At 54.6% G+C, this 22746-nt stretch carries 22 protein-coding genes; 16 read left to right on the top strand and 6 right to left on the bottom strand.

Annotated elements, in window-relative coordinates; genetic code table 11:
* Window positions 1-55 precede the first annotated feature (55 nt).
* Entirely contained in the window at window positions 56-991 is a 936-nt protein-coding gene (locus K7H09_RS04035) for a 2-hydroxyacid dehydrogenase (RefSeq protein WP_039859378.1), read from the bottom strand.
* Between the two features lie 304 nt (window positions 992-1295).
* On the opposite strand from K7H09_RS04035, the gene doeA reads away from it, so the two are divergent.
* From doeA to K7H09_RS03980, 11 genes are all read left to right on the top strand, one after another.
* Window positions 1296-2495: an ectoine hydrolase DoeA gene (gene doeA / locus K7H09_RS04030; protein WP_027958052.1), complete on the top strand. Its 1200-nt coding sequence runs from the start codon at window positions 1296-1298 to the stop codon at window positions 2493-2495.
* Window positions 2496-2533: 38 nt separating this feature from the next.
* A complete protein-coding gene (gene doeB, locus K7H09_RS04025) occupies window positions 2534-3553 on the top strand; it encodes a N(2)-acetyl-L-2,4-diaminobutanoate deacetylase DoeB (protein ID WP_022522327.1) in 1020 nt (339 codons plus the stop codon).
* A gap of 8 nt (window positions 3554-3561) precedes the next feature.
* A complete protein-coding gene (locus K7H09_RS04020) occupies window positions 3562-4038 on the top strand; it encodes an Lrp/AsnC family transcriptional regulator (RefSeq protein ID WP_022522328.1) in 477 nt (158 codons plus the stop codon).
* Window positions 4039-4261: 223 nt separating this feature from the next.
* On the top strand, window positions 4262-5758 hold the full coding sequence (locus K7H09_RS04015; RefSeq protein ID WP_027958051.1) for an NAD-dependent succinate-semialdehyde dehydrogenase: 1497 nt from the start codon (window positions 4262-4264) through the stop codon (window positions 5756-5758).
* 140 nt (window positions 5759-5898) lie between these two features.
* Window positions 5899-7332, top strand: coding sequence for an aspartate aminotransferase family protein (locus tag K7H09_RS04010; RefSeq protein WP_009287349.1), 1434 nt, complete (start codon window positions 5899-5901; stop codon window positions 7330-7332).
* Between the two features lie 129 nt (window positions 7333-7461).
* Entirely contained in the window at window positions 7462-8139 is a 678-nt protein-coding gene (locus K7H09_RS04005; protein WP_009287348.1) for a haloacid dehalogenase type II, read from the top strand.
* A gap of 61 nt (window positions 8140-8200) precedes the next feature.
* Entirely contained in the window at window positions 8201-8548 is a 348-nt protein-coding gene (locus K7H09_RS04000; RefSeq protein WP_022522330.1) for a putative quinol monooxygenase, read from the top strand.
* 33 nt (window positions 8549-8581) lie between these two features.
* On the top strand, window positions 8582-9049 hold the full coding sequence (locus tag K7H09_RS03995) for an S-ribosylhomocysteine lyase (protein WP_022522331.1): 468 nt from the start codon (window positions 8582-8584) through the stop codon (window positions 9047-9049).
* Window positions 9050-9210: 161 nt separating this feature from the next.
* Window positions 9211-9822 carry a LysE family translocator gene (locus tag K7H09_RS03990; protein WP_039859375.1) on the top strand — a complete coding sequence of 204 codons (612 nt, stop codon included), beginning with the start codon at window positions 9211-9213 and terminating at the stop codon, window positions 9820-9822.
* 98 nt (window positions 9823-9920) lie between these two features.
* Window positions 9921-10958: a CNNM domain-containing protein gene (locus K7H09_RS03985; protein WP_230803723.1), complete on the top strand. Its 1038-nt coding sequence runs from the start codon at window positions 9921-9923 to the stop codon at window positions 10956-10958.
* Window positions 10959-11182: 224 nt separating this feature from the next.
* Window positions 11183-11833 carry a peroxiredoxin gene (locus K7H09_RS03980; protein WP_022522333.1) on the top strand — a complete coding sequence of 217 codons (651 nt, stop codon included), beginning with the start codon at window positions 11183-11185 and terminating at the stop codon, window positions 11831-11833.
* Between the two features lie 170 nt (window positions 11834-12003).
* Here the strand turns inward: K7H09_RS03980 and K7H09_RS03975 are convergent, their stop codons facing one another.
* Together K7H09_RS03975 and K7H09_RS03970 are read right to left on the bottom strand one after the other, a co-directional pair.
* On the bottom strand, window positions 12004-12201 hold the full coding sequence (locus K7H09_RS03975; RefSeq protein WP_223828130.1) for a zf-HC2 domain-containing protein: 198 nt from the start codon (window positions 12199-12201) through the stop codon (window positions 12004-12006).
* A 22-nt stretch (window positions 12202-12223) separates the two neighbouring features.
* Window positions 12224-12793, bottom strand: coding sequence for a sigma-70 family RNA polymerase sigma factor (locus tag K7H09_RS03970; protein ID WP_230803710.1), 570 nt, complete (start codon window positions 12791-12793; stop codon window positions 12224-12226).
* Window positions 12794-12942: 149 nt separating this feature from the next.
* Between K7H09_RS03970 and K7H09_RS03965 the strand changes: the two genes are divergently transcribed.
* Entirely contained in the window at window positions 12943-13743 is an 801-nt protein-coding gene (locus tag K7H09_RS03965) for a ZIP family metal transporter (protein ID WP_009287345.1), read from the top strand.
* Between the two features lie 7 nt (window positions 13744-13750).
* On the opposite strand, the gene K7H09_RS03960 is transcribed toward K7H09_RS03965, so the two are convergent.
* Window positions 13751-14230 carry a MerR family transcriptional regulator gene (locus K7H09_RS03960; protein ID WP_230803707.1) on the bottom strand — a complete coding sequence of 160 codons (480 nt, stop codon included), beginning with the start codon at window positions 14228-14230 and terminating at the stop codon, window positions 13751-13753.
* 68 nt (window positions 14231-14298) lie between these two features.
* Here K7H09_RS03960 and K7H09_RS03955 point away from each other — a divergent pair, with 68 nt between their 5' ends.
* Window positions 14299-16509, top strand: coding sequence for a heavy metal translocating P-type ATPase (locus tag K7H09_RS03955; protein WP_230803705.1), 2211 nt, complete (start codon window positions 14299-14301; stop codon window positions 16507-16509).
* A 25-nt stretch (window positions 16510-16534) separates the two neighbouring features.
* Here K7H09_RS03955 and K7H09_RS03950 read toward each other — a convergent pair whose 3' ends face one another.
* Window positions 16535-17551, bottom strand: a complete 1017-nt coding sequence (locus tag K7H09_RS03950; RefSeq protein ID WP_009287343.1) for an isocitrate dehydrogenase — start codon at window positions 17549-17551, stop codon at window positions 16535-16537.
* Between the two features lie 480 nt (window positions 17552-18031).
* Here K7H09_RS03950 and K7H09_RS03945 point away from each other — a divergent pair, with 480 nt between their 5' ends.
* From K7H09_RS03945 to cfa, 3 genes are all read left to right on the top strand, one after another.
* Window positions 18032-19522 carry a SulP family inorganic anion transporter gene (locus K7H09_RS03945; protein ID WP_022522338.1) on the top strand — a complete coding sequence of 497 codons (1491 nt, stop codon included), beginning with the start codon at window positions 18032-18034 and terminating at the stop codon, window positions 19520-19522.
* Between the two features lie 19 nt (window positions 19523-19541).
* Entirely contained in the window at window positions 19542-20399 is an 858-nt protein-coding gene (locus K7H09_RS03940; protein WP_230803703.1) for a universal stress protein, read from the top strand.
* Window positions 20400-20606: 207 nt separating this feature from the next.
* Entirely contained in the window at window positions 20607-21767 is a 1161-nt protein-coding gene (gene cfa, locus K7H09_RS03935) for a cyclopropane fatty acyl phospholipid synthase (protein ID WP_442908115.1), read from the top strand.
* A gap of 17 nt (window positions 21768-21784) precedes the next feature.
* On the opposite strand, the gene K7H09_RS03930 is transcribed toward cfa, so the two are convergent.
* Window positions 21785-22741, bottom strand: coding sequence for an arsenic resistance protein (locus tag K7H09_RS03930; protein WP_230803701.1), 957 nt, complete (start codon window positions 22739-22741; stop codon window positions 21785-21787).
* Window positions 22742-22746: the final 5 nt, after the last annotated feature.

The raw sequence follows: 22746 nt of genomic DNA, 5'->3' as shown, positions 1-22746 counted from the left end.
AGCCTTTAGCCACTGCTTGGTTCCCAGTGCGCCAGTATAGCCTGGGTGGGGGGCGTCAGTAACCTGCCTCCGGGTTGATGGTGGAGAGTTTTTCACCCGATTCAAAGGCATGCAAGTAGGCGATCACTTGGTCGATGGCATCATTCAGCGGAGTAGGTGCCGCCATATGGGGTGTGACGATTACCTTAGGATGCTGCCAGAGCGGGTTGTCAGCGGGCAGCGGCTCTTCCTGGAATACATCCAATAGCGCACCCCGCAGGTGCCCCGGCTGGCGACCGCTACCCAGTGCTTCCAATAGCGCCTGCTCATCAATCAAACTACCTCGGCCAGGATTAATCACACTAGCCCCTTGGGGCAGCTGGGCCAGCCGCTCGGCGTTGAGAATATGTTGAGTGGCGGCCGTATCGGGCAAAATGGTGATCAGGCTCTGCACTTGGCCGAGCAGTTCGCTTAATCCATCGTCGCCATGAAAGCAGTGCACACCACGGATCTGCTTGGGGGAGCGGCTCCAACCCAGTACTGGGAAACCTGCTTGCTCCAAGGCGCTGGCCACAAAGCTGCCAATAGCGCCCAGGCCTAATACACCCACCGGCCACTGGGATTTTTCCACCACCTCTTGCGGCGCCCAAGTGGCGCTTTGCTGCTGCTCTGAGTAACGATCCATGCTGCGGTAAAAGTGCAGTACGCCATAGAGGGCGTAATCGGCCATCAGCTCTCCCATGCCCGCATCGCGTAATTTTACAATTGGCACGTCGTTGGGTAGGCCTGGGGTTTTCAGCAGATAATCCACCCCTGCGCCTAAATTGATGATGCCTTTGAGCTGGGTCTGCTCTTGCAGTAAATGGGCGGGGGCTTTCCAGATGGCGAGATAGTCAGCATCTTTACGCTCATCCGCTGGTGCCTCGCTGGTGAGTACAGTGGCTTGGGGCAACGCTTCCGCAAGCGCCGCTTGCCACTGTGCCGCCTCATCAATATGCACGACAATTTTCATTTCGTTTCCTCTCGCTAAACGTGTTTCCAATGCAGGTTATCATGGTGAGCGATAGGGGCCGTTGCAAGCTCGCATAGTGCAAATAACGATGCCGTATGCACTTTTTGTCATAAAGCCTTTGACCGCTAACCAAGGGTCGGTGCTAGTATCGGCTTAAGACGACATTGGCGGGCCTGCTGCAAGCGCGGCAGATGCAACCCCGACGCCTGATCGGTGGTGGCCAGGTCGATCCTGTGGCCCAGCGTTGCGTGCCTATCGTAGGCAGTGCGCTGGTTCTTGGTGATCTTTAATGGCGAGTTGCCCGATGACTCAGGTTTCCCTGCCTTTCACGCGCGAAGAGTACGCTAACCGCCTGTGGAAAGTGCGTGCTGAAATGGCCAGTCGTGGTATTGACGTACTGATCGTCAGTGACCCTTCCAATATGGCTTGGCTGACCGGCTACGACGGTTGGTCGTTTTATGTGCATCAGTGTGTGCTGGTGGGCCTTGAAGGCGAGCCGGTATGGTTCGGGCGGCGCATGGATGCCAACGGTGCTCTGCTCACCTGTTGGATCGATCCCGAAAACATTACCTACTATCCAGATTACTACGTACAGAATCCGGACATGCACCCGATGGAGTATCTGGCTCAGTCGATCATGCCGGATCGCGGCTGGCATCTGGGGGTGGTGGGTATGGAGATGGATAACTACTACTTCTCCGCCAAGGCCTATCTAAGCCTACTGCGCGAACTCCCCCATGCGCGTTTTATGGATGCCAATGCGCTGGTTAACTGGTGCCGGGCGATCAAATCGCCGCAAGAAGTGGCCTATATGCGCATTGCCGCCAAGATTGTGGAAGGCATGCATACGCGTATTCTTGAAGTGATTGAGCCTGGCTTGCCCAAGAGCAAGCTGGTGTCAGAGATTTACCGCGTTGGCATCGAAGGTTTTGTGGATGAGAACGGCAAAGTATTTGGCGGCGACTATCCCGCCATAGTGCCCATGCTGCCTACTGGTAAAGACGCCGCCGCGCCACACCTAACCTGGGACGACACGCCGTTCCGCAAAGGTGAAGGTACTTTCTTTGAGATTGCCGGGGTGTTTAAACGCTATCATGCGCCGATGTCGCGCACCGTATTTCTGGGCACCCCGCCGACGGATTTTATTCGCGCGGAATCAGCTCTGCTGGAAGGCATCGAAAATGGTTTGGCAGTGGCCAAACCTGGTAACCGTACGGCGGATATCGCCATGGCACTGGGTGCGGCGATGGATAAATACGGTTTTGACCGTGGCGGCGCCCGCTGTGGTTACCCTATCGGTATCTCCTACCCGCCTGACTGGGGCGAGCGCACCATGAGTCTGCGCCCCTCGGATGAAACCATTCTCCAGCCAGGCATGACGTTCCACTTCATGCCTGGGCTATGGGTCGATGACTGGGGCCTGGAAATTACCGAAAGCATTCTGATTACCGACGATGGCTGTGAGACGCTGGCCAATTTCCCGCGCCAGCTGTTTGTGAAGTAGTGCTGAGATAGCTGCCCGTAACATAAAGGAATTTTTTCATGACGACGATGCGACCAAGTCCCATTTCCGCCACCGTTGATTTTGATGCCGATGGCGTTCAGCACGGCTTTTTAAAACTACCGATCTCTACCGATGAGTCTGCCTGGGGCGCGGTAATGATTCCTGTGACCGTGGTTAAAAACGGCGAAGGCCCCACGGCACTGCTGACCGGCGGCAACCATGGCGATGAATATGAAGGCATCACCTCGCTACTGAAACTCTCTTCAACGCTGAAGGCAGAGGACGTGACAGGGCGGGTGATTATTGTGCCGTGCATGAATACTCCGGCAGTCATGGCAGGCAAGCGTACCTCGCCGATGGACAAGGGCAATCTCAACCGCAGCTTTCCCGGCGACCCCAATGGCAGCGTCACGCCGCAAATTGCCGACTACTTCACCCGTGTGTTGGTACCCATGGCGGACGTGGTGCTCGACCTTCACTCGGGCGGCCGCACGCTGGATATTCTGCCCTTCGGCGCGTCTCACGTGCTGGATAATAAAGAGCAGCAGCAGGCCGCTCTGGAAGGTGCCAAAGCGTTCGGCGCCCCCTATGCCATGGTGATGTTTGAGCTGGATGCGGAAAAACTCTTCGACACTGCCTGCGAGCGCCAGGGCAAAGTCTTTGTGGCCACCGAGCTTGGCGGCGGCGGTACTTCCACCCCACAAAGCATTGCCATTGCCGAGCGCGGCGTGCGCAATTTCCTGATTCACTACGGCCTTGTAGAAGGCGAAGTGGAAATGCCCACAGGTGGGCAGCTGTATCTCGATATGCCCGACGCCAGTTGCTACGTGCAGAGCCAGCACTCCGGCGTGTTAGAGCTATTGGTGGCCCTGGGTGATGAAGTGAAAAAAGGCCAAACCATCGCCTACGTGTACGACATGACCCGCAGCGGCACCGATCCGGTTGCCTATAAAGCAGAGCGCGACGGCATTCTAATGGCTCGCCGTGCCCCCTCACTGATCAATATGGGGGATACCCTGGCGGTGATTGCCGATGTTGTTGAACGCCTGGAGGCGTAATCCTCGGCATGATGAAACTTGACCGTTACGATCTGAAAATTCTCGATATCCTCTCCCGCGATGGGCGAATCACCAAGTCGAAGCTAGCCGAGGCGATCAATCTCTCGGTCAGTCCCTGCTGGGAGCGGGTAAAGCGCCTGGAAAAGGCTGGCATCATTGAAGGGTATACCGCGCGCATCAACGCGGACGTGTTGGTGCCGCGCAATCCTGTCTGGGTGCAGATTGAGCTCAAGCAGCACAACGCCGAAAGCTTCACTCGTTTTGAAGCGCTAGTGATGCAAACCCCGGAAGTTACCGAGTGTGTGGCGGTGGGCGGTGGGGTGGATTACTTAGTGAAGTTTGAAGCGCGCACCATCGATAGCTACCAGCGTTTGATGGATAAGTGGCTGGTCTCTGAAGCCGGTATCGAGCGCTACTTCACCTATATCGTGACCAAAACCGTCAAGCGCGTTCCTATAGGCATTGATACCGACGACATTCTTTAATGTAGTTTTGGCCCCCTATCGTAAGCCCACCAAAAAAAAGCACTGCCAAACGCTCTCTGACAAAAAAAGTCGCGTGATAAGTCTCGGTTTTCAAAAACACTTCGTGGCTCCTCTCCGTTAACCTGTGGGCATTCGACGGCAAGGCTAATCAGCGCTTGCTGACAATGCCACACAGTGACTGCAGCGCTCGGTTAGCCAGACTGCATTTGAGGGGGAGGTTCCCATGACCACACTATCGACCACGCTCGCCAAGCGCCTGGAAGATCCGCGTCTGTTCCGGCAGTACGCCTACGTGAACGGTAAGTGGACTCACGGGGAAGGCGGTCGCGAAGAGGCTGTCTATGACCCCGCTACCAATGAAGCCATTGGTCATATCCCGTTGCTGGAAGCCGAGCAGATAACCGCCGCTGTAGATGCCGCTGAAGCCGCTTTTGTACAGTGGCGGGCGCTACGCGCCGATGAGCGCTGCGAGCGCCTGCTGGCCTGGTATGACCTGATTCAAGCCAACCGTGAAGACCTTGCGACCATCATGACGCTGGAGCAGGGTAAGCCGCTGCCCGATGCCCGTGGGGAGGTGCAGTACGGTGCCAGTTTCGTGCGCTGGTTCGCCGAAGAGGGTAAGCGTACCTATGGCGAAACCATCCCCAGCCATATTCCCAACGCATCACTCGGTACCATTAAAGAGCCGGTGGGAATCGCGGCGATGATTACGCCATGGAACTTTCCGTTGGCGATGATTACCCGCAAAGCTGCGGCGGCGCTGGCAGCGGGCTGTCCGGTGATCGTCAAACCCGCCAATGAAACGCCCTTCTCGGCGTTGGCGCTGGCGGAGCTGGCCGAGCGTGCTGGGATTCCCGCGGGGATTTTCAATGTGGTGCTGGGCGATCCTGCGGAAGTCTCAAAGATTCTCTGCGCCGAATCGCGTATTCGGGCGTTGTCGTTCACCGGTTCCACCCGCGTGGGCCGTCTGCTGATTGAGCAGAGCGCTAATACCGTCAAGCGGCTCTCCCTGGAGTTGGGGGGCAATGCGCCGTTTATTGTTGGGCCCGATATGGATCCCAAAGAGGCGGCCTTTGCGGCCATTGACGCCAAGTTCCAAACCGCTGGGCAGGACTGTCTGGCTGCCAATCGCATTCTGGTGCATGAATCTATCCACGATGAATTCGTAGAGCATTTCAGCGAGCGTATGGCGGCGCTTACCGTGGGCAATGGCCTCCACAGTGAGATAGATCTTGGCCCGTTGATTCACCGTCAGGCGGTAGAAAAGGCGGCCGCGATTGTCGATGACGCCATTTCCAAAGGCGCCAAGATGGTGGGTGGTGATCAAAGCCAGGCACCGGGGGAAAATTTCTTTATGCCGGTGATGCTGACCGGCGTGACGGCGCAGATGAAAGTGTGGCGGGAAGAGAACTTCGCGCCTGTGGCCGGGATCACCGCCTATAGCACCGACGACGAAGTGATTGAAATGGCCAACGACACTGAGTACGGCCTGGCGGCGTATATCTACACCCACGATATTCGCCGCATCTGGAAGCTGATGCGCGCCCTGGAGTACGGCATGGTCAGCGTTAACTCGGTTAAGATGACCGGCCCGCCGGTTCCCTTTGGTGGCGTGAAGCAGTCTGGCCTTGGCCGTGAAGGCGGTGCCACGGGTATCGATGAATACCTGGAAACGAAGTATTACTGCCTGGGCGCGCTGGGCTCAGTATCGGGTAGTTAAGTCCGGGAACTTGAGTTGGCCTTGTGGGAGGCCGGCTCGGCCGGGCGAAGGCACCGTTAGGTGCCTAAAAATAAGTTCATCATTAATGAATAAAGCACCTCCCCGCTGACTGGGGAGGTTTACCGTACAGAGAGAACACTATGAGCTTGCATCAGGATTTGATCGAACGCGACCGTAAAGTCACTTTCCACGCCTCTACCCACTTGCGCGATTTCGCCCATGGCGATGCGCCGGGCCGCGTGATTACCGGCGGCAAAGGCATCAATATCGTGGATAAGGACGGCCGCGAATTTATCGACGGCTTTGCCGGGCTTTACTGCGTCAACATCGGCTACGGGCGCACCGAAGTCGCCGAGGCGATCTATAAGCAGGCACTTGAACTCTCTTACTACCATACCTACGTAGGTCACTCCAACGAGCCGCAGATCGAGCTTTCCGAGCGTATTCTAAAAATCGCCGGGATGAATATGTCCAAGGTTTACTACGGCATGTCGGGTTCTGATGCCAACGAAACCCAGCTCAAGATCGTACGCTACTACAACAACGTGCTGGGCCGTCCGCAGAAGAAAAAGGTTATCTCACGTATGCGTGGTTACCATGGTTCGGGCATTGCCTCGGGCTCGCTGACCGGCCTGAAAGCATTCCACGACCACTTCGATCTGCCCATCGATACCATTCGCCATACCGAAGCGCCGCATTACTACCTGCGTGCCGCCGAACAGCACGGCATGACCGAGCTGGAGTTCTCTGCGTATTGCGCTGAGAAACTGGAAGCGATGATTCTGGAAGAAGGCCCGGATACCGTGGCCGCCTTTATCGGTGAGCCGGTACTGGGTACTGGCGGTATCGTACCGCCGCCGGAAGGCTACTGGGATGCCATTCAAAGCGTGCTGGCGAAGTATGACGTGCTGCTGATTGCCGATGAAGTGGTCTGTGGCTTTGGCCGTACCGGCTCTGACTTCGGTAGCCACCACTACAATATGAAGCCTGACCTGGTCACCATCGCCAAGGGCTTAACTAGCGCCTACCAGCCGCTCTCCGGCGTGATTGTTGGCGAGAAGGTGTGGCAGGTGCTGGAGCAGGGCACCGGTGAGTATGGCCCCATCGGCCACGGCTGGACCTACTCTGGCCACGCTCTGGGCTGTGCGGCAGGGCTTGCCAACCTGGATATCATCGAGCGTGAAAACCTGGTGGGTAACGCGTCGGAAACCGGTGCTTACTTCCAGCAGCAGCTAAAAGCCAATTTCGAAGGTCATCCGCTGCTGGGCGACGTTCGTGGTGTAGGCCTGATGGCGGCACTGGAGTTCTCTCCGGATGCCAAGCAGCGCCTGCACTTCGACCCAGCGCTTAAAGTCGGCCCTCGCGTGGCGGCTGCCGCCATGGAAGAGAACCTGATTGCCCGGGCCATGCCGCAAGGCGATATTCTCGGCTTTGCGCCGCCGCTGACCATTAATCGTGGTGAAGTGGACGAGATGATTGGCCGCGCCAAGCGCGCCATTGACCGGGTTACCGATGAGCTTACGCGCTCTGGCGACCTGAAAAGCGGTGAAAAAGAGGCCGCGTTTACGGTCTGACCGAGTGTCGTAGTCTTCTGAGCGCCGCTGCCTGTGCAGCGGCGCTTTTGTTATTGAAGGTGTCGTCTATGCTAAAGATATAAGCTGAACTCAGGTCACAATCAATTGAAAGTTAAGGAGTAGCCAACGATGCAACCGGTCTTAGCCTTCGATGTATACGGTACGCTGATCGATACCCAAGGCGTTACCGTTGAGCTCGAACATCGCCTAACGGATGCTTCCAAAGCTGGCGAATTTGCTCGCCGCTGGCGCGATAAGCAGCTTGAGTACAGCTTTCGCCACGGCCTGATGGGGGCTTACGTGCCGTTCTCGGAGTGCACCCGCGAAGCGCTGGTTTTTATTGACCGCGCACTGCAAACCGGGCTTTCGGATAATGACCAAGATCATCTGATGGCGGTGTATGCTGAGCTGCCCGCGTTTGACGATGTAGTGCCTGCGCTCGATCAGCTTCGCGAAGCAGGCATACGCTGCGTGGCGTTTTCGAACGGCACAGCAGATGCCGTGTCCAAGTTACTCACTCGAGCAGGCGTTGAGAGCCATATGGACGATGTAATCAGCGCCGATGAGGTAAAACGCTTTAAGCCAGACCCAGCAGTGTACGCGCATTTGCGTAGCCGCTTAGAGACACGCCCCGAGCACACATGGTTGGTTTCCAGTAACCCTTTTGATGTGATTGGCGCCACCCATGCAGGCCTACGCAGTGCCTGGATACGGCGCAGTTCCGACGCCCCTTTCGACCCTTGGGGTGTCGAGCCGGATATGACGGTTACCGATCTAGAAGCATTGGCCGAGCGCATAATCCGCTAGGTTGTTAACCTACGTCGACAAGCCGCATAATGACGTACGCTTAACGACTTAGGAGATGACCATGTCAGAAAAAATTTACTGTGTTGCCGGTTTTAAGCCCAAACCTGGCAAAGAAGAAGCGGTATTCAAAGCGCTTCAGTCGTTAGAGCCGAACACCCACCGGGAAGATGCGTGCATTCACTACACCGTAACCCGGCAGATTGATAACCCCTTCGCCCAGGGCACCAGTTATCCGATTGTTTTTCATGAAATCTGGGCCAGTCGCGAAGAGTTTGAAGCCCATTGTCAGCGCAAAGAGATTCAAGACTTCTTTGCCAAGCACGTTGAAGCGCCGGATGGCGATATCGAAGATGCCAACGTGTGTGTTTATACCGACGAACCATGGAATTTTGACGCGCCCAAGGTTTAAGCGAATCAAGGTTTCAGTGAAAAAGGAGCCAACATGACCGATAAAAAGATGAACGTCGAGAGCTTTAACCTGGATCACACCAAGGTAAAAGCCCCGTACGTTCGGTTAGCCGATATTAAAGAAGGCCAGAACGGCGACCGTATTCATAAATATGACCTGCGTATCTGCCAGCCCAATAAAGAGCATATGGAGATGCCGGCGCTGCACTCCCTTGAGCACTTGATGGCTGAGCTGTCGCGCAATCACACCGATAAAGTGGTCGATATCAGCCCCATGGGCTGCCAAACCGGCTTCTACATCGCAATGATTAACCACGACGACTACGACGGTGTGATCACTATCATCGAACAAACCCTGAACGATGTGCTAGAAGCCACCGAAGTACCTGCCTGCAACGAGATGCAGTGCGGCTGGGCCGCCAGCCACAGCCTGGAAGGCGCTAAAGAATTGGCCAAAGGCCTACTGGCCAAGCGTAGTGAGTGGACTGAAGTGTTCGCCTAAGCGCTATGTGGCAGCAAAAGGTCGTTAGACGGCGCCTCCCCCTTGTTACATATAGCAAAGGGGAGGCGTTTTTATTGAGCGTGCTTTAACGAATGGAAAACGCCGACCAACAGTGACATGCTGGCGCATTGAAAGCATTTTTTCATGGGGGAGGCGTTACTATGCTGTTGGACACGTGGCTTTTATACCTAATCGCCTGCCTTGGCCTTTCGCTTTCGCCTGGGCCAAACGGCCTGCTGGCGCTGACCCACGGCGCGCTACATGGCAGCCGTAGAACCCTGTTTACCATCGTAGGCGGCGCCACAGGATTTATGCTGATTATTGCCCTGTGCATGTTTGGCATTGGTGCGCTGCTTAAGTCGTCGGTGGTGTGGTTAACAGTGCTGAAATGGGTCGGTGGGGGGTATCTTATTTGGCTGGGTATCCAGGTATGGCGCTCGCCGCCGATTACGGGCGAGGTGGATGTGAGCGCAAGCCAAGCGAGAGGGTGGCATCTGTACCGCCAGGGGGTGCTGGCATCGGTTACCAACCCCAAGGTACTGTTATTTTTTAGCGCTTTTCTACCTCAGTTTATCGACCCACAGCGCAGTTTGATGCTGCAATATTTCGTGCTGGCAGGCACCTTTGTGGCTATTGAATGTATGGTTGAAGGCCTGCTCGCCAATATGGCTAACCGCATTCGCCACTGGCTGAAGCGTGTTGGCCGCGGCTTCAATCGCACTTGCGGCGGCATCTTCGTTGCCATCGGGACTGCGTTGCCGCTGCGCCCATGAATGCGGCTTTGCGTGGTGGCGAGCGCACGATAGAGAACCATTGACTTCCGCTTATGATGCCCCTATAAACTGGGTACAACCCATCACTCTAGGCCCTCATGTTCCTCCTAATCACGATTGCTACCCTTTCAATCGCGTTCTCGTTTTTATGTTCCATCCTTGAAGCGGCGCTTCTTTCAATTACACCCAGCTATATTGCTAAGCAGAAAGAAGACAACCCCAAGCTGCACGCCTCGCTTACGCGCCTGAAGGCTAATATCGACCGGCCCCTAGCCGCTATTTTGACGCTCAATACGATTGCCCATACTGTGGGTGCAACTGCTGTGGGGGCTCAAGCGGCGGTCGTGTTTGGCGAAGCCTCTATTGCCATCGTTTCGGCAGTAATGACAATGGCGATTTTAATACTGTCGGAAATTATTCCTAAAACCATAGGCGCGACGTACTGGCGCGGCTTGTCACCGTATTTGCCACGCCTGTTAAACCCGATGATCATTGGCTTGCTGCCTTTTATCTGGATGTCGGAGCAGATCACCCGCCGGCTAGGTAAGTCAGAGCATGATGTCGATCTGCGTGATGAAATTAAAGTACTTGCCCGCGTCGGCCTGGAAGAGAAGGTTCTGGACGAGGACGAGTCGCGCACCATTATCAATATGCTCAACTTGCACGATATCGTCGTCAGCAAAGCGATGACGCCGCGCACGGTGTGTGAAACCGTTTTGCCTGACATGACCGTGAAAACGTTCGATGAGCAGTATGGCAAAGCACCGTTTACGCGCTTCCCAGTGATGGACAACGGTGAGCAGGCCTTTGGTTATGTGCATAAAGCAGATATGTACCACGCTGACGATGCCAAAACGATGCGCGAGTTGATGCATCCGATTGGCAGCGTGGACGTCTCACATAACATCGAGCAGGTATTCACCTCTATGCTAAAAGATCACCTGCACATGCGGGTTGTCTACGACGAGCATGGCACTTTTGTAGGTTTAATCACGTTAGAAGACATTATCGAAACCATTCTGGGGCAAGATATTGTTGATGAGACCGACAATGTGGCCAATCTACGCCACTATGCTAAACAGCAGTGGATCAAGCGGGTTAAACGGGATGATAAAGCTGCCAAAGCAGCCGAGTAATCCCAAAGAAGGTGCTCTCTGTTGTTGATTTAAAGCGGCGCCTTGGGGCGCCGTTCTGCTTTTACAGGCATTTATATTCAGGCTTTTACGCCGTTAGACTACGCTTGGCAGAGCGAGTGAACGTTGTACTACGACTCGCTTTCTTAGTGCTAAATGATCTATAGTGAAGGTGTTGAAAGTCAAATAAGCTATTAGGGCGTCTAACGCCCATTAAGGAGGAAAGCATGTCATTACGTATTAATGCAGTCGTGCCCGATTTCGAAGCGGAGACGAGCCAAGGGCCGATTCGTTTTCATGACTGGATTGGCGACAGCTGGGCGATCCTGTTTTCGCATCCTAAAGACTTTACCCCGGTTTGCACGACAGAATTCGGTGCCGTCGCGCAGCTGAGCGCAGAGTGGAAGAAACGTGGCACCAAAGTAATCGGTGTTTCCGTGGATGGTGTTGAAGACCACAAGCGCTGGGGCAATGACATCCAAACCGTCAGCGGCAGCGAAGTCGATTTTCCGATCATCGCCGACGACGGTCTTACGGTGTCAAAGCTGTATGACATGCTGCCGGAAGATGCCTACCTGCCCGATGGCCGCACGCCAGCAGACAGCGCAACGGTGCGCTCGGTGTTTATTATCGGGCCGGATAAGCAGTTGAAGCTTTCCATGACCTATCCAATGACCGTAGGGCGCAACTTTGCGGAAATCCTACGCGCCCTGGATGCATTGCAAACCACGACGAAACACGGCGTTGCGACCCCAGCCGATTGGACGATAGGTCAGGACGTAATTATTCCGCCTAGCGTTTCTGACGCCGATGCCAAGCAGAAGTATGGCGAGTATGAAACGGTTCTGCCTTACCTGCGTAAGACGCCACTGCGTTAATTGCGTTAGTAGAATAGTGTAAAAAGCGAAAAGCCAGCGCCTATGCGCTGGCTTTTGCATGGGCCATCAAGTGGACTCTATACAATGTTTTTGTCGGGCGTACTTAGGAGTTCGCTGACGGAGAAGCGAAGCAGGAGAGAGTAGTGGTTTGCAGCACTTAGCCGAAAAGGCTAATCGTCTAGCGTTTTGCGGGAAGAAATTCGCGAGGCGGGGTGGTGGTCGCTAATGTTGTGCAACAGATCGAATTGGCGGGCGCAGTGACGGCAATCCCGGCACATCGACAGGTGAAGACGAAGAGCCATCTTTTCACGCAATGTTAATATTTTGTCCTGTTTTAAAGACATCAACCTCGTGGCTTCGCGGCACATAAGCATATCAGGTTCCCCTCAGCTAATTTAACCAACCATGATCCAAGCACTCTCTTAGCCGTAAACGCGCACGGTGTAAGATGACCCAGCAGTTGGTTTCAGTAATGCCGGTTTCCTTACAGATCTCTGTGGTGGAGAGCCCCATGAGTTCACGCAAGGTAAATACGCGTGCGATATTCTCCGGTAAGGCTATCAAGCAGGCATCAAATACTTGCCAAAAACGCTGGTTTTCTAACACCTGCTCAGGCTCTCCCCAGTGGCAGGGGCGGGCAGCGCTTTGCCAGTGACCATCCTGTTGAAATAGACGGTCAAGGGTGTCGTCATCTAAGTCCAGGCCTAACGGTTGCCAAGTACCTTGACGGCGCTGTTGACGCAGTTGATCCAGAATTTTGTATTTTAATATGCCAAATACCCAGGTCTCGAACTCGGAGCGCCCTTCAAAGGTGGCGCTTTTCTCAAAGGCGGTGAGCAGGGTCTCCTGTACAGCATCTTCAGCGGCGGTAGAGTCGCGTAACTGCAGGCGCGCAAAGGCCACTAAGCGGGGTCGTAGCTGGGTAAAGTGGGCGGCGGCGAACGTAGCGGAATGAGGCACGAGAATCCCCTTTTAATGTTCCCAAGGCGCACTACTGACATCGCGCTAATGAAAACCATCGTTATTTATTCATTAGGCATTAATGCGTTAAAGTACGTGTTGATACCACGTTAGACAACAACGTGTCGTTCTCTTTGATGCCTTTCTGAATGCCAACCGAGTTTATGCTGTCCATGGAAAATACGTTGTTATTAGGGTTTTTGGGCAGCTTAATTGCTGGATTGTTGACGGCGGTAGGTGCGCTACCGGTGCTGCTAGGTAAAACGCCTAGCCGTGGCTTTCGTGATTTGGCGTTAGGTTTTGCGGCGGGGGTAATGCTGGCAGCGTCATTCTTTTCGCTGATTATTCCAGCGCTTGACGCTGCGGAAATCTATTATCCCGGTGGCCCCGTGCCTGCCGCGATTGTTTGTGCGGCTATTTTGTTAGGAATGGGCGCGATTGCGCTGCTTAACGAGCATCTGCCCCATGAGCATTTTGCCCAGGGCCGTGAAGGGCCGGAGGCTGCATCACTTCGCCGGGTGTGGCTTTTTGTGTTTGCGATTACTATCCACAACCTACCGGAAGGCATGGCAGTGGGCGTTGGCTTTGGGGCCAATGGGTTAGAGGGCGGTATGCCCCTGGCGATCGGTATTGGCTTACAGAACATGCCAGAAGGACTCGCCGTTGCGGTCGCCTTAATGGGCGAGGGCTACTCAAAGTGGCGCTCCTGGTCGATTGCTGCGCTAACCGGCCTAATCGAGCCCGTTGGCGGGCTATTTGGTGCCAGTATTGTCAGCGTTTCCCAAATACTGCTGCCCTGGGGCCTGGCCTTTGCCGCCGGCGCGATGCTGTACGTGATCAGCCACGAAATCATCCCCGAAACCCACCGCTGCGGGCACCAGAAAAAAGCCACCTTTGGCTTGGCGATGGGGCTGGTGATTATGCTGTTCTTGGATGTGTGGCTGGGTTAATTGCGCGTTAACCTATGACATCCGCGCCACCGTGAGGCCCCGTTTGATGGCACAACCGGTGGTCGCTGAGTACGTCAATAATATGGCACTGGCCAACATTGCCCCCCGCACACTGATTGATCATGCGTTTGAGCTCATCGCGTACCGAGGTGAGTCGTGCAAGTCGTGCCTCGACCTCGGCTAGGTGACGCTTCGCTAGCGTGTCTACCTCTTCGCAGGGCATAGTGGGGTAATCCGCCATTTGTAACAGCTCCCGGACTGCCTCCACCGAAAAGCCAAAATCCCGCGCATGGCGAATAAACGTCAAACGGCGGATAGCAGCAGTAGTGTAGCGCCGCTGATTGCCTTCGTTGCGCGGTGCTGAAGGCAGTAGCCCAATCTGTTCGTAGTAGCGCACCGTTTCTGGCTTGCAGCCGGACTCGCGTGCCAGCTCACCAATGCCGATATAACGCTCAGTGGCAGTTGGCTCAGGGGGTTGATCTTTCATTACTTGAACCTCTAGTGACTACAGGTATTACGCTGCTCCTAAGATAGACTAACTTGGAGCAAAGAGCGATGAGTACGACCACACCGGCTAAAACCTCTGCAGTTTCTCCGTCGCCGACCACCCTGCGCGTGCAGGGTATGGACTGTGGTGGCTGCGAACGTAAAGTTGAGGCGGCGCTAAATCGTTTAAACCATGTTGAACATGTTTCCGCGAGTTCTGTCACCGGCTCGGTGCGATTAACCGCACTGCCCGGTAAGACCCTGCCACATTCCGATATTGAGTCAACGATCACGGCTCTGGGCTACCAGGTAATCGATGAGTCGGTGAACACAACTGAATCGGAAAAGTCGTCCTCATGGTGGCAGTCGCCTAAAGGGCGTTTGGTGATTGTCAGTGGTGTATTGCTGGCGCTTGCCTGGGGGCTTAAATTCGCCTGGCCCACCCTGGGCAGTTGGCCGTTCATCGCCGCAACGGTCGTTGGTCTTGTGCCGGTTATTCAGCGTGCTTGGCAGGCGCTTAAGATGGGTAACCCTTTCACCATTGAAATGTTGATGAGCATCGCAGCCCTAGGGGCACTGGCGATAAACGCCGCCGCTGAAGCGGCAGTGGTGGTGTTTCTATTTGCAGTGGGGGAGATACTGGAAGGCGTTGCCGCCGCTCAGGCGCGCCGCAGTATTTCGGCGCTTTCCAAGCTGACTCCCTCTACTGCGCGGTTGATGGAGCAGGGCGAAGCTCGGGAAGTTGCTGCCGCGTCTCTGGTGCCGGGGCAACGAGTGCAGGTACGCCCTGGCGACCGTCTGCCCTGTGACGGGCAAATTATTGCCGGTCACTCCTCGATTGATGAATCGCCTGTGAATGGTGAGTCGGTGCCACGGGAGCGTAGCGAAGGCGAGTCAGTATTTGCTGGCACCGTCAATCTGGATGGCGTGCTTGAAGTTGAGGTAACCCGCAGCGCTGAAAACAACACCATCGCCCGAGTGATTAAGCTCGTGGAGGAGGCTCAGGCGGCCAAAGCACCGGTGGCGCGTTTTATTGACCGCTTTGCGTTTTACTATATGCCGGCGGTCGTCGGGGTGGCGCTGCTGGTCGCTATCGTACCGCCGCTGGTATCGACGATGCTGTGGTCGGAATCCATCTATCGCGCCCTAGCGCTACTGCTTATTGCTTGCCCCTGTGCGCTGGTGATTTCGACGCCCGCGGCCATTGCAGCCGGGTTATCGGTGGGCGCTCGCAACGGTCTGCTGATGAAAGGCGGTGCGGTATTAGAGCAGTTAGGCAAACTCAAGCGGGTCGCGCTGGATAAAACCGGCACGCTAACCGCGGGCAAACCCACCGTGACGGATGTAGAGAGCCTTGAAGCTGGTAGCCGTCTTGATAAAAGCCGTTGCGCTGAGATAGTGCGTCTTGCTGCCGCTCTGGAGCAGGGCTCGAGCCACCCCCTCGCTGTGGCGATCAGTGACTATTATGACCGGCAGGAGGGGGCTTCGGTACCTACTGTGCAAGGTGCTCGTGCGCTAGCAGGGCAGGGCGTTGCCGGACATGTCGAAGGACGTGAGTTAATGCTGGTGAGCTCGCGCTATTTACAATCTTTCACCCAGCACACCGGTGAGATAAAAGCCCGTATTGCGGCGTTGGAAGCGCAGGGCAAAAGCCTGGCCGTACTGATAGAAATAGGGATAGAAGGAGAGGACGGGATAGAAAGTGAGCGCCTATTAGGACTAATCGCTCTGCGTGATGAACCCCGTGAAGATGCTCGCGAAGGTCTTCAAGCGTTAGAGCGCCTAGGTGTGCAAGCCGTGATGCTTAGCGGTGATAATGCCCGCACCGTGGCGGCCATTGGTGAACAGTTGGGCATTGAAGCAGAAGGCGAGCTGATGCCGGAAGATAAAGCCCAGCGCGTGCGCGAGTGGCAGGCGCAAGGGCTTGGGCCAGTGGGTAAAGTGGGCGATGGTATTAACGATGCACCAGCACTCGCAGCGGCAGAAGTGGGTATTGCCATGGGTAGCGGTACCGATGTGGCGCTTGAAACTGCCGACGCCGCGCTGCTTAAAAACCGCGTAGGTGGGATAGCCGAGATGATCGCACTTTCCCGGGCGACCATGCGCAATGTAAAAACCAACGTGACCTTGGCGCTTGGCTTCAAGGCGCTGTTTTTGGTCTCTACGGTGCTGGGGATTACAGGGATGTGGGTCGCGGTAATGGCTGACACTGGGGCGACCGTGCTGGTCACCCTCAATGCATTGTACTTATTGCGTTACCGCTTTAATGAAATTGGCTAGAAAGTGATCGATTTGAACGAGTCAACTAGTGGCTCTGTACGTACTCGACCAACGCCTGGGCGAAGGAGTCGGTAGAGCCAGTGCCGCCCATATCGGGGGTGACCATATCGCGGCGGGTTTCCAACACGGTACGGATACCCTGGCGGATGGCGGTGCCTTTCTCTGTCATGCCCAGGTGATCAAGCATTTGTGCGGCGGCGAGCAGCAAGGCGCAGGGGTTAGCGATGTTTTTGCCTTCGATATCCGGCGCTGAGCCATGCACAGCTTCAAAGATCGCTGCTTTTTCGCCGATGTTCGCCCCTGGAGCCAAACCCAAACCGCCGACTAAGCCAGCGCAAAGGTCAGAGAGAATATCGCCAAACAGGTTGGTAGTGACCACCACATCAAACTGATGTGGGTTCATTACCAGCTGCATGCAGGCGTTATCGACGATCATCTCTTGGAATTCGATCTCGGGGTACTCTTTGGCAATCTCCCGCGCTACGTCCAGAAATAAACCCGAGCTGGTTTTGATAATGTTGGCTTTGTGTACCGCGGTGACTTTTTTGCGACCGTTGTTTTTGGCCAGCTCAAAGGCGTAGCGCACAATGCGCTCGGAGCCTTTGCGAGTCACTTTGATCACCGAAATGCCAGTATCGCCGTCGTCGATCATCTCCTGGCCGTCGGAAAGATACGCGCCTTCGGTGTTTTCGCGCACGGTGATCATATCAATATCGTCGTAGCGCGAACGAGTACCGGGGAAGCTAATCGCCGGGCGCACGTTGGCATAAAGGTCAAAGTGACGACGTAGCTGTACGTTAATCGAGGAGAAGCCCTTGCCAATCGGCGTGGTTAGCGGGCCTTTCAGCGCGATGCCGTATTTTTCGATGGCATCCAACGACTCTTGAGGAATCAGCGTGCCATGCTTTTCAAGGGCACCTAAACCAGCATCGATGTGCTGGTAGGTTAAGCCACAATCTAAGGCGTCGAGTACTCGCAGCGTGGCCTCCATAATTTCGGGACCGATACCGTCGCCCTTGATGACTGCAATAGATTGGCTCATGTGCTGCTCCTCTTTGAGCGACAAGTGTGTTGCGTATGCCGCTTCAACGTAAATAGTTGGGACTTGATAAGACATCATTTTCGAGCGTAATGGTACGCCAAATTGAGTCTGGAGGGCACCCTGCAAAGGGTGTAGCACGGGTGCAAAGAGCGCTAATTGCTGCTAGAATGCCGCGGCTTATAGCGCCACGCTTTAACTTTGCGTTCTTCTTACAGCAAGGCATAACGGTAATGATCTTTTCACGTTTATTTCAGAAACTACCTATTTCAGGGCTGATGACTCCGCCCTAGGTTTTCCCCCTCCTCAAGAAAACGTCTGGCCTCGTTAATTGCGTTGTCATGGCGTTGCAGCATGCTACTGTCGGCCGCACCCTAGATTGCTCCAGCACTGCTCATTGGTTTGACGCCGCACGTCTTGTGTGTGCTGATGCGCCGCGTCGAGAGTTTGTAAAATCTTAACCTCCAGCCATGGACTCCCTGAATGTCTCTCTATACCAAGCAAGAGTGGTTTTCCAACATTAAAGGCGACACGCTCTCGGGAATCGTTGTCGCCCTTGCACTGATTCCCGAAGCGATTGCTTTTTCAATCATTGCAGGCGTTGACCCTAAAGTTGGTCTTTACGCTTCCTTCTGTATCGCGGTGGTCATTGCGTTCACGGGGGGGCGCCCTGGCATGATTTCGGCGGCGACGGGGGCTATGGCGTTACTGATGGTGACGCTGGTGAGAGAGCATGGGCTTGAATACCTGCTGGCCGCCACGCTGTTGACTGGTGTATTCCAGATTATTGCGGGTTACCTGAAACTCGCGGATTTGATGCGCTTCGTGTCACGCTCAGTGGTGACGGGGTTCGTTAATGCGCTGGCGATTTTGATTTTCATGGCACAGCTACCGGAGTTGACCGATGTGACTTGGCATGTCTATGCCATGACGTTGGCCGGATTGGGCATTATCTACCTGTTCCCCTATTTACCTGTCATCGGTAAGTCCATCCCCTCACCTCTGGTCTGTATTGTGGTGCTTACCGCGGTCTATATGATCAGCGGTATGGATATCCGCAGCGTCGGTGATATGGGGGAACTGCCTGATACGCTGCCTGTATTCCTGTGGCCAAGTGTGCCGCTGAACCTGGAAACGCTATGGATCATTCTACCTTACGCGATGATGCTAACCGTGGTCGGTCTGCTTGAGTCTATGATGACTGCCACCATTGTCGATGATCTGACCGATACGCCAAGTAATAAAAACCGCGAGTGCAAAGGGCAGGGAATTGCCAATATTGGCTCTGGACTACTGGGTGGCATGGCGGGCTGCGCCATGATCGGCCAATCGGTGATTAACATTAAGTCCGGTGGTCGTACGCGGTTATCGGCGCTGATTGCTGGCGTGGTGCTATTAATGTTGGTGGTTTTTTTAGCAGACTTGGTCTCGCAGATCCCTATGGCGGCGCTGGTGGCGGTAATGATTATGGTGTCGATCGGTACCTTTAGCTGGGAGTCGATTCGTGATCTTAAAAAGCATCCGATAAGCACCAATATTGTCATGCTGGCAACAGTTGCAGTTACCGTCAGTACACATAACTTAGCGATTGGTGTTTTTGTAGGCGTGCTGCTAGCAGCGCTATTCTTTGCTAATAAAGTGGGCAACATTCTCTACGTTGGTTCAAAAGAAGTGGAAGTCGGTAAGCAGCGTGAATATCAGGTGGTCGGCCAAGTGTTCTTCGCCTCTTCTGAGCGTTTCACGGCCGCTTTTGATCTTAAGGAAAGTATCGAGAAAGTGACGATTGATCTTTCTCGTGCGCATTTTTGGGATGTGACGGCCGTGCAGGCGCTGGATCGCGTGGTGATTAAATTCCGCCGTGAAGGTACCGAGGTAGAGCTTGTGGGCTTGAGCGAGGCCAGTGCGACGGTCGTGGATCGCTATGCGGTACACAACGACCCCGAAGCGGTTGAAAAGCTGATGGGCGGCCACTAACCAACGCAAGGAGAGCGACATGACAGATCAAGTATTAGCCGCTATTGACGGCTCCCAGTTTTCTGAAGGCGTCTGCGATTATGCTGCCTGGGCAAGCTTGGCTATGGATGCACCGTTAACCTTTGTGCATGTGGTCGACAACCACTCAGCAGTACCCGAAGAGCAGAACCTTTCCGGCAACCTGCGTTTCGGTGCCCGCGAAAGGCTGATGAAAGAGCTTTCCGAGCTTGATGAGCAGCGCGCTAAAGTGAATCTTGAGCATGGCAAGCTGATGCTGGAAGTAGCTAAAGAGCGCGCTATCGATGATGGGGTCAGCAACCCCACCACACGCCAACGCAATGGCACCCTGGTGGAGAGCTTGTTAGAGCTTGAGGAAGACATACGGTTGCTGGTGGTGGGTAAGCGCGGTGAAACCGCCCACCAGGCCAGTGGCCACCTTGGCTCTAACCTTGAACGGGTGGCGCGTGAATTGCATCGTCCGATCCTGATGGTGCCGAAAACCTTCAAGCGACCTGAAAAGATATTGATGGCCTTTGACGGCAGCAAAACCGCCCGTAAAGGCGTCGAGATGCTGGCTCGTTCGCCGCTTTTTGCTGGCACTGAGTGCCATGTGCTGATCGTGGGTGCGGAAACGGCTGAACGCCGTTCTGAGCTTGAGTGGGCGTTAGGCACATTGCGTGAAGCGGGCCACCAAGCCGAAGGCGCTATTCGTGCAGGCGAGGTAGATGAAGCCCTACAAGCCTACGAAACAGAGAACAGCATTGACCTGCTGGTGATGGGCGCCTACGGCCATTCGCGTATTCGCCACCTGCTGGTTGGCAGCACCACAACGGCTATGCTACGTGGTAGCCGCATCCCGGTGCTGATTTTGCGCTAAAACTCAAAAAAAGCAGTAGTGCATAACCGTTTAGCTCGCTTTGCGTATTACCTTCGCAGCCGGCCCTCTTTCTTGAGCGAGCCGGCTTTTTAGTCTCTGCAGTGCATAAATTATCTCCATCAAATGATGCTAATGTTGCCATGCGCTTCTATGCTAGTAGTCAGGTTGTAACCTATTCACCCACTGGAATAGCGTAAGGAGCCTGCTGTGAACATGCCTATGTTGGAAAAAAAGCCTGTTGGCTTCGACGAAGCCTCTACTTCCCACCGTTTTGTTGCTGAGCTACTGGCCCAAGCCGATATTCATTTCGACGGGCACCGCCCCTGGGATATCCAATTGAATGCCCACGGCGTTATTGATAGCGCTCTCGCGCGAGGCAATCTTGGGTTTGGCGAAAGCTACATGAAGGGGGACTGGGACGCCGATCGGCTTGATGAGTTGTTTTACCGCTTAATGCGTGCCCAGCTCGGGCAGCGTATCAAGCCCACTCAATTGATTTATCACTCTCTGCGTTCGCGCCTGCTGAATCGTCAAACAGCGAAGCGTGCCTGGGAAGTGGGCGAAAAGCATTACGATCTGGGTAATGACTTCTACGCGGCCATGCTCGATCAGCGCATGACCTACACCTGCGGCTACTGGAAAGATGCCAAAACCCTGGACGAGGCCCAGGAAGCCAAGCTCGATCTCGTCTGCCGTAAATTGCAATTAAAGCCAGGCATGCGCGTGCTGGATATTGGCTGCGGCTGGGGAAGCTTCATGGCCTACGCGGCTGAGCACTATGGTGTTGAGTGCGTGGGCCTGACTATCTCCAAAGAGCAAGCGGAGTTTGGGCAACGATTGATCAAAAAGGGCTTGCCGGTAGAGTTTCGACTGCAGGATTACCGCAATGAAAGCGAGCAGTTTGACCGTATTGTCAGCATCGGCATGTTTGAGCATGTGGGGCATAAAAATTATCGCGAGTATATGAACGTGGTTAACCGCTGCTTAAAGGATGACGGCCTGTTTTTGCTACATACCATCGGCAAAAACTTAAGCAACACGGTGACTGACCCCTGGATTGATAAATATATTTTCCCCAATGGCGAACTGCCCACCTTGGGGCAAATAGCTGATGCCGCCGAAGCACTGTTTGTGGTGGAGGATGTGCATAACTTTGGGGCTGATTACGACCGTACTCTGATGGCATGGCACAATAATTTCGAGAGGCACTGGCCCACATTCGAAAGCCAGTATGGCGAGCGTTTCTATCGCATGTGGCGCTACTACCTGCTGAGTTGCGCCGGTGCTTTCCGAGCCAGAGAAATTCATCTTTGGCAACTGGTGATGAGTAAGCAGGGGGTACTGGGCGGTTATTCCCGCGTTAGCTAATCGCTATCTAACACAAGCTAGGGATCTGGCAGTAGCTTATTGGGCACCCAGCGTAAGAGTGCCACCATACCAAATAGCTCTACCAGTGATTGAAACACCACCACCACAACCGCCGCCTGCCAAGCGCTGGGTAGCGTCAGGGCGATGGGCAACATCATAAAAGAGTTACGTGTACCAAAGCTAAACGCTAGCGTTCTAGCGCTGGCGGTGGGTAGCTTAAACAACTTGCCAAGCCCCTTACCCAATAGAGCTGCAAAGAGTAAAAAACCAATAAAAATAAACACCACCTGAACCAACACTTGGCTAAGGCCGAACACAGTGTTGACCTGGGAAGCGGCGATCATAAACACCACTAAGGCCAGTAAGGGCACTGGCAGTATTCCCAGGTAATACACGGTGCGTTTAACTGCCTTGTGACGCTGGGCTATGTACTCGGTTAACCAGGCGAGTGCTAAAGGCGTGAGAATAAGCCCTGCAAAAGCGCTCAATAGTTCTTTAGAGAGCGTTAGCTGAAACCACTCACTGCCCAGGAACAACCACAAATAAACGGGTAACGCGACTAACTGCACCAGCAGCAGTAGTGGGGCGGCGGCAACGGCCCGAGCGCTATCGCCCTTGCCTAAATGCGTGAAGGTGATAAACCAATCGGTGCAGGGCACCAGCAGTACCAGTAAAACGCCTGCCAGCACGGCGGGGGAGAGTGGTAGCCAAATAACGGTAAGGGCTAAAAAGGCTGGAATGGCAATAAAGTTACCGACCATCAACGCGGCCATAAAGCGTGTGTCAGTGAAGCTACGGGCAATATGTAGCAAAGGAATTTGCGTAAAGGTGGCGTAAAGCAGCACCGCTAACAGCGGCCATAAAAAATGCGCTAGCGGCTCAGCGAATTGCGGTGCTCTGATGCCTAACGTTAGGCCTAAGCCAATGAAAATCAGGTAGAGCCAAGACTGATGCTTTTCCATCTGATCGCGCATGCTGG

The organism is Halomonas sp. IOP_14 (assembly GCF_021021315.1).
Classification (GTDB): Bacteria; Pseudomonadota; Gammaproteobacteria; order Pseudomonadales; family Halomonadaceae; genus Vreelandella; species Vreelandella titanicae.
Note: the sequence above shows the minus strand (reverse complement) of the source record. Positions and strands in the feature narration are given on the sequence as shown.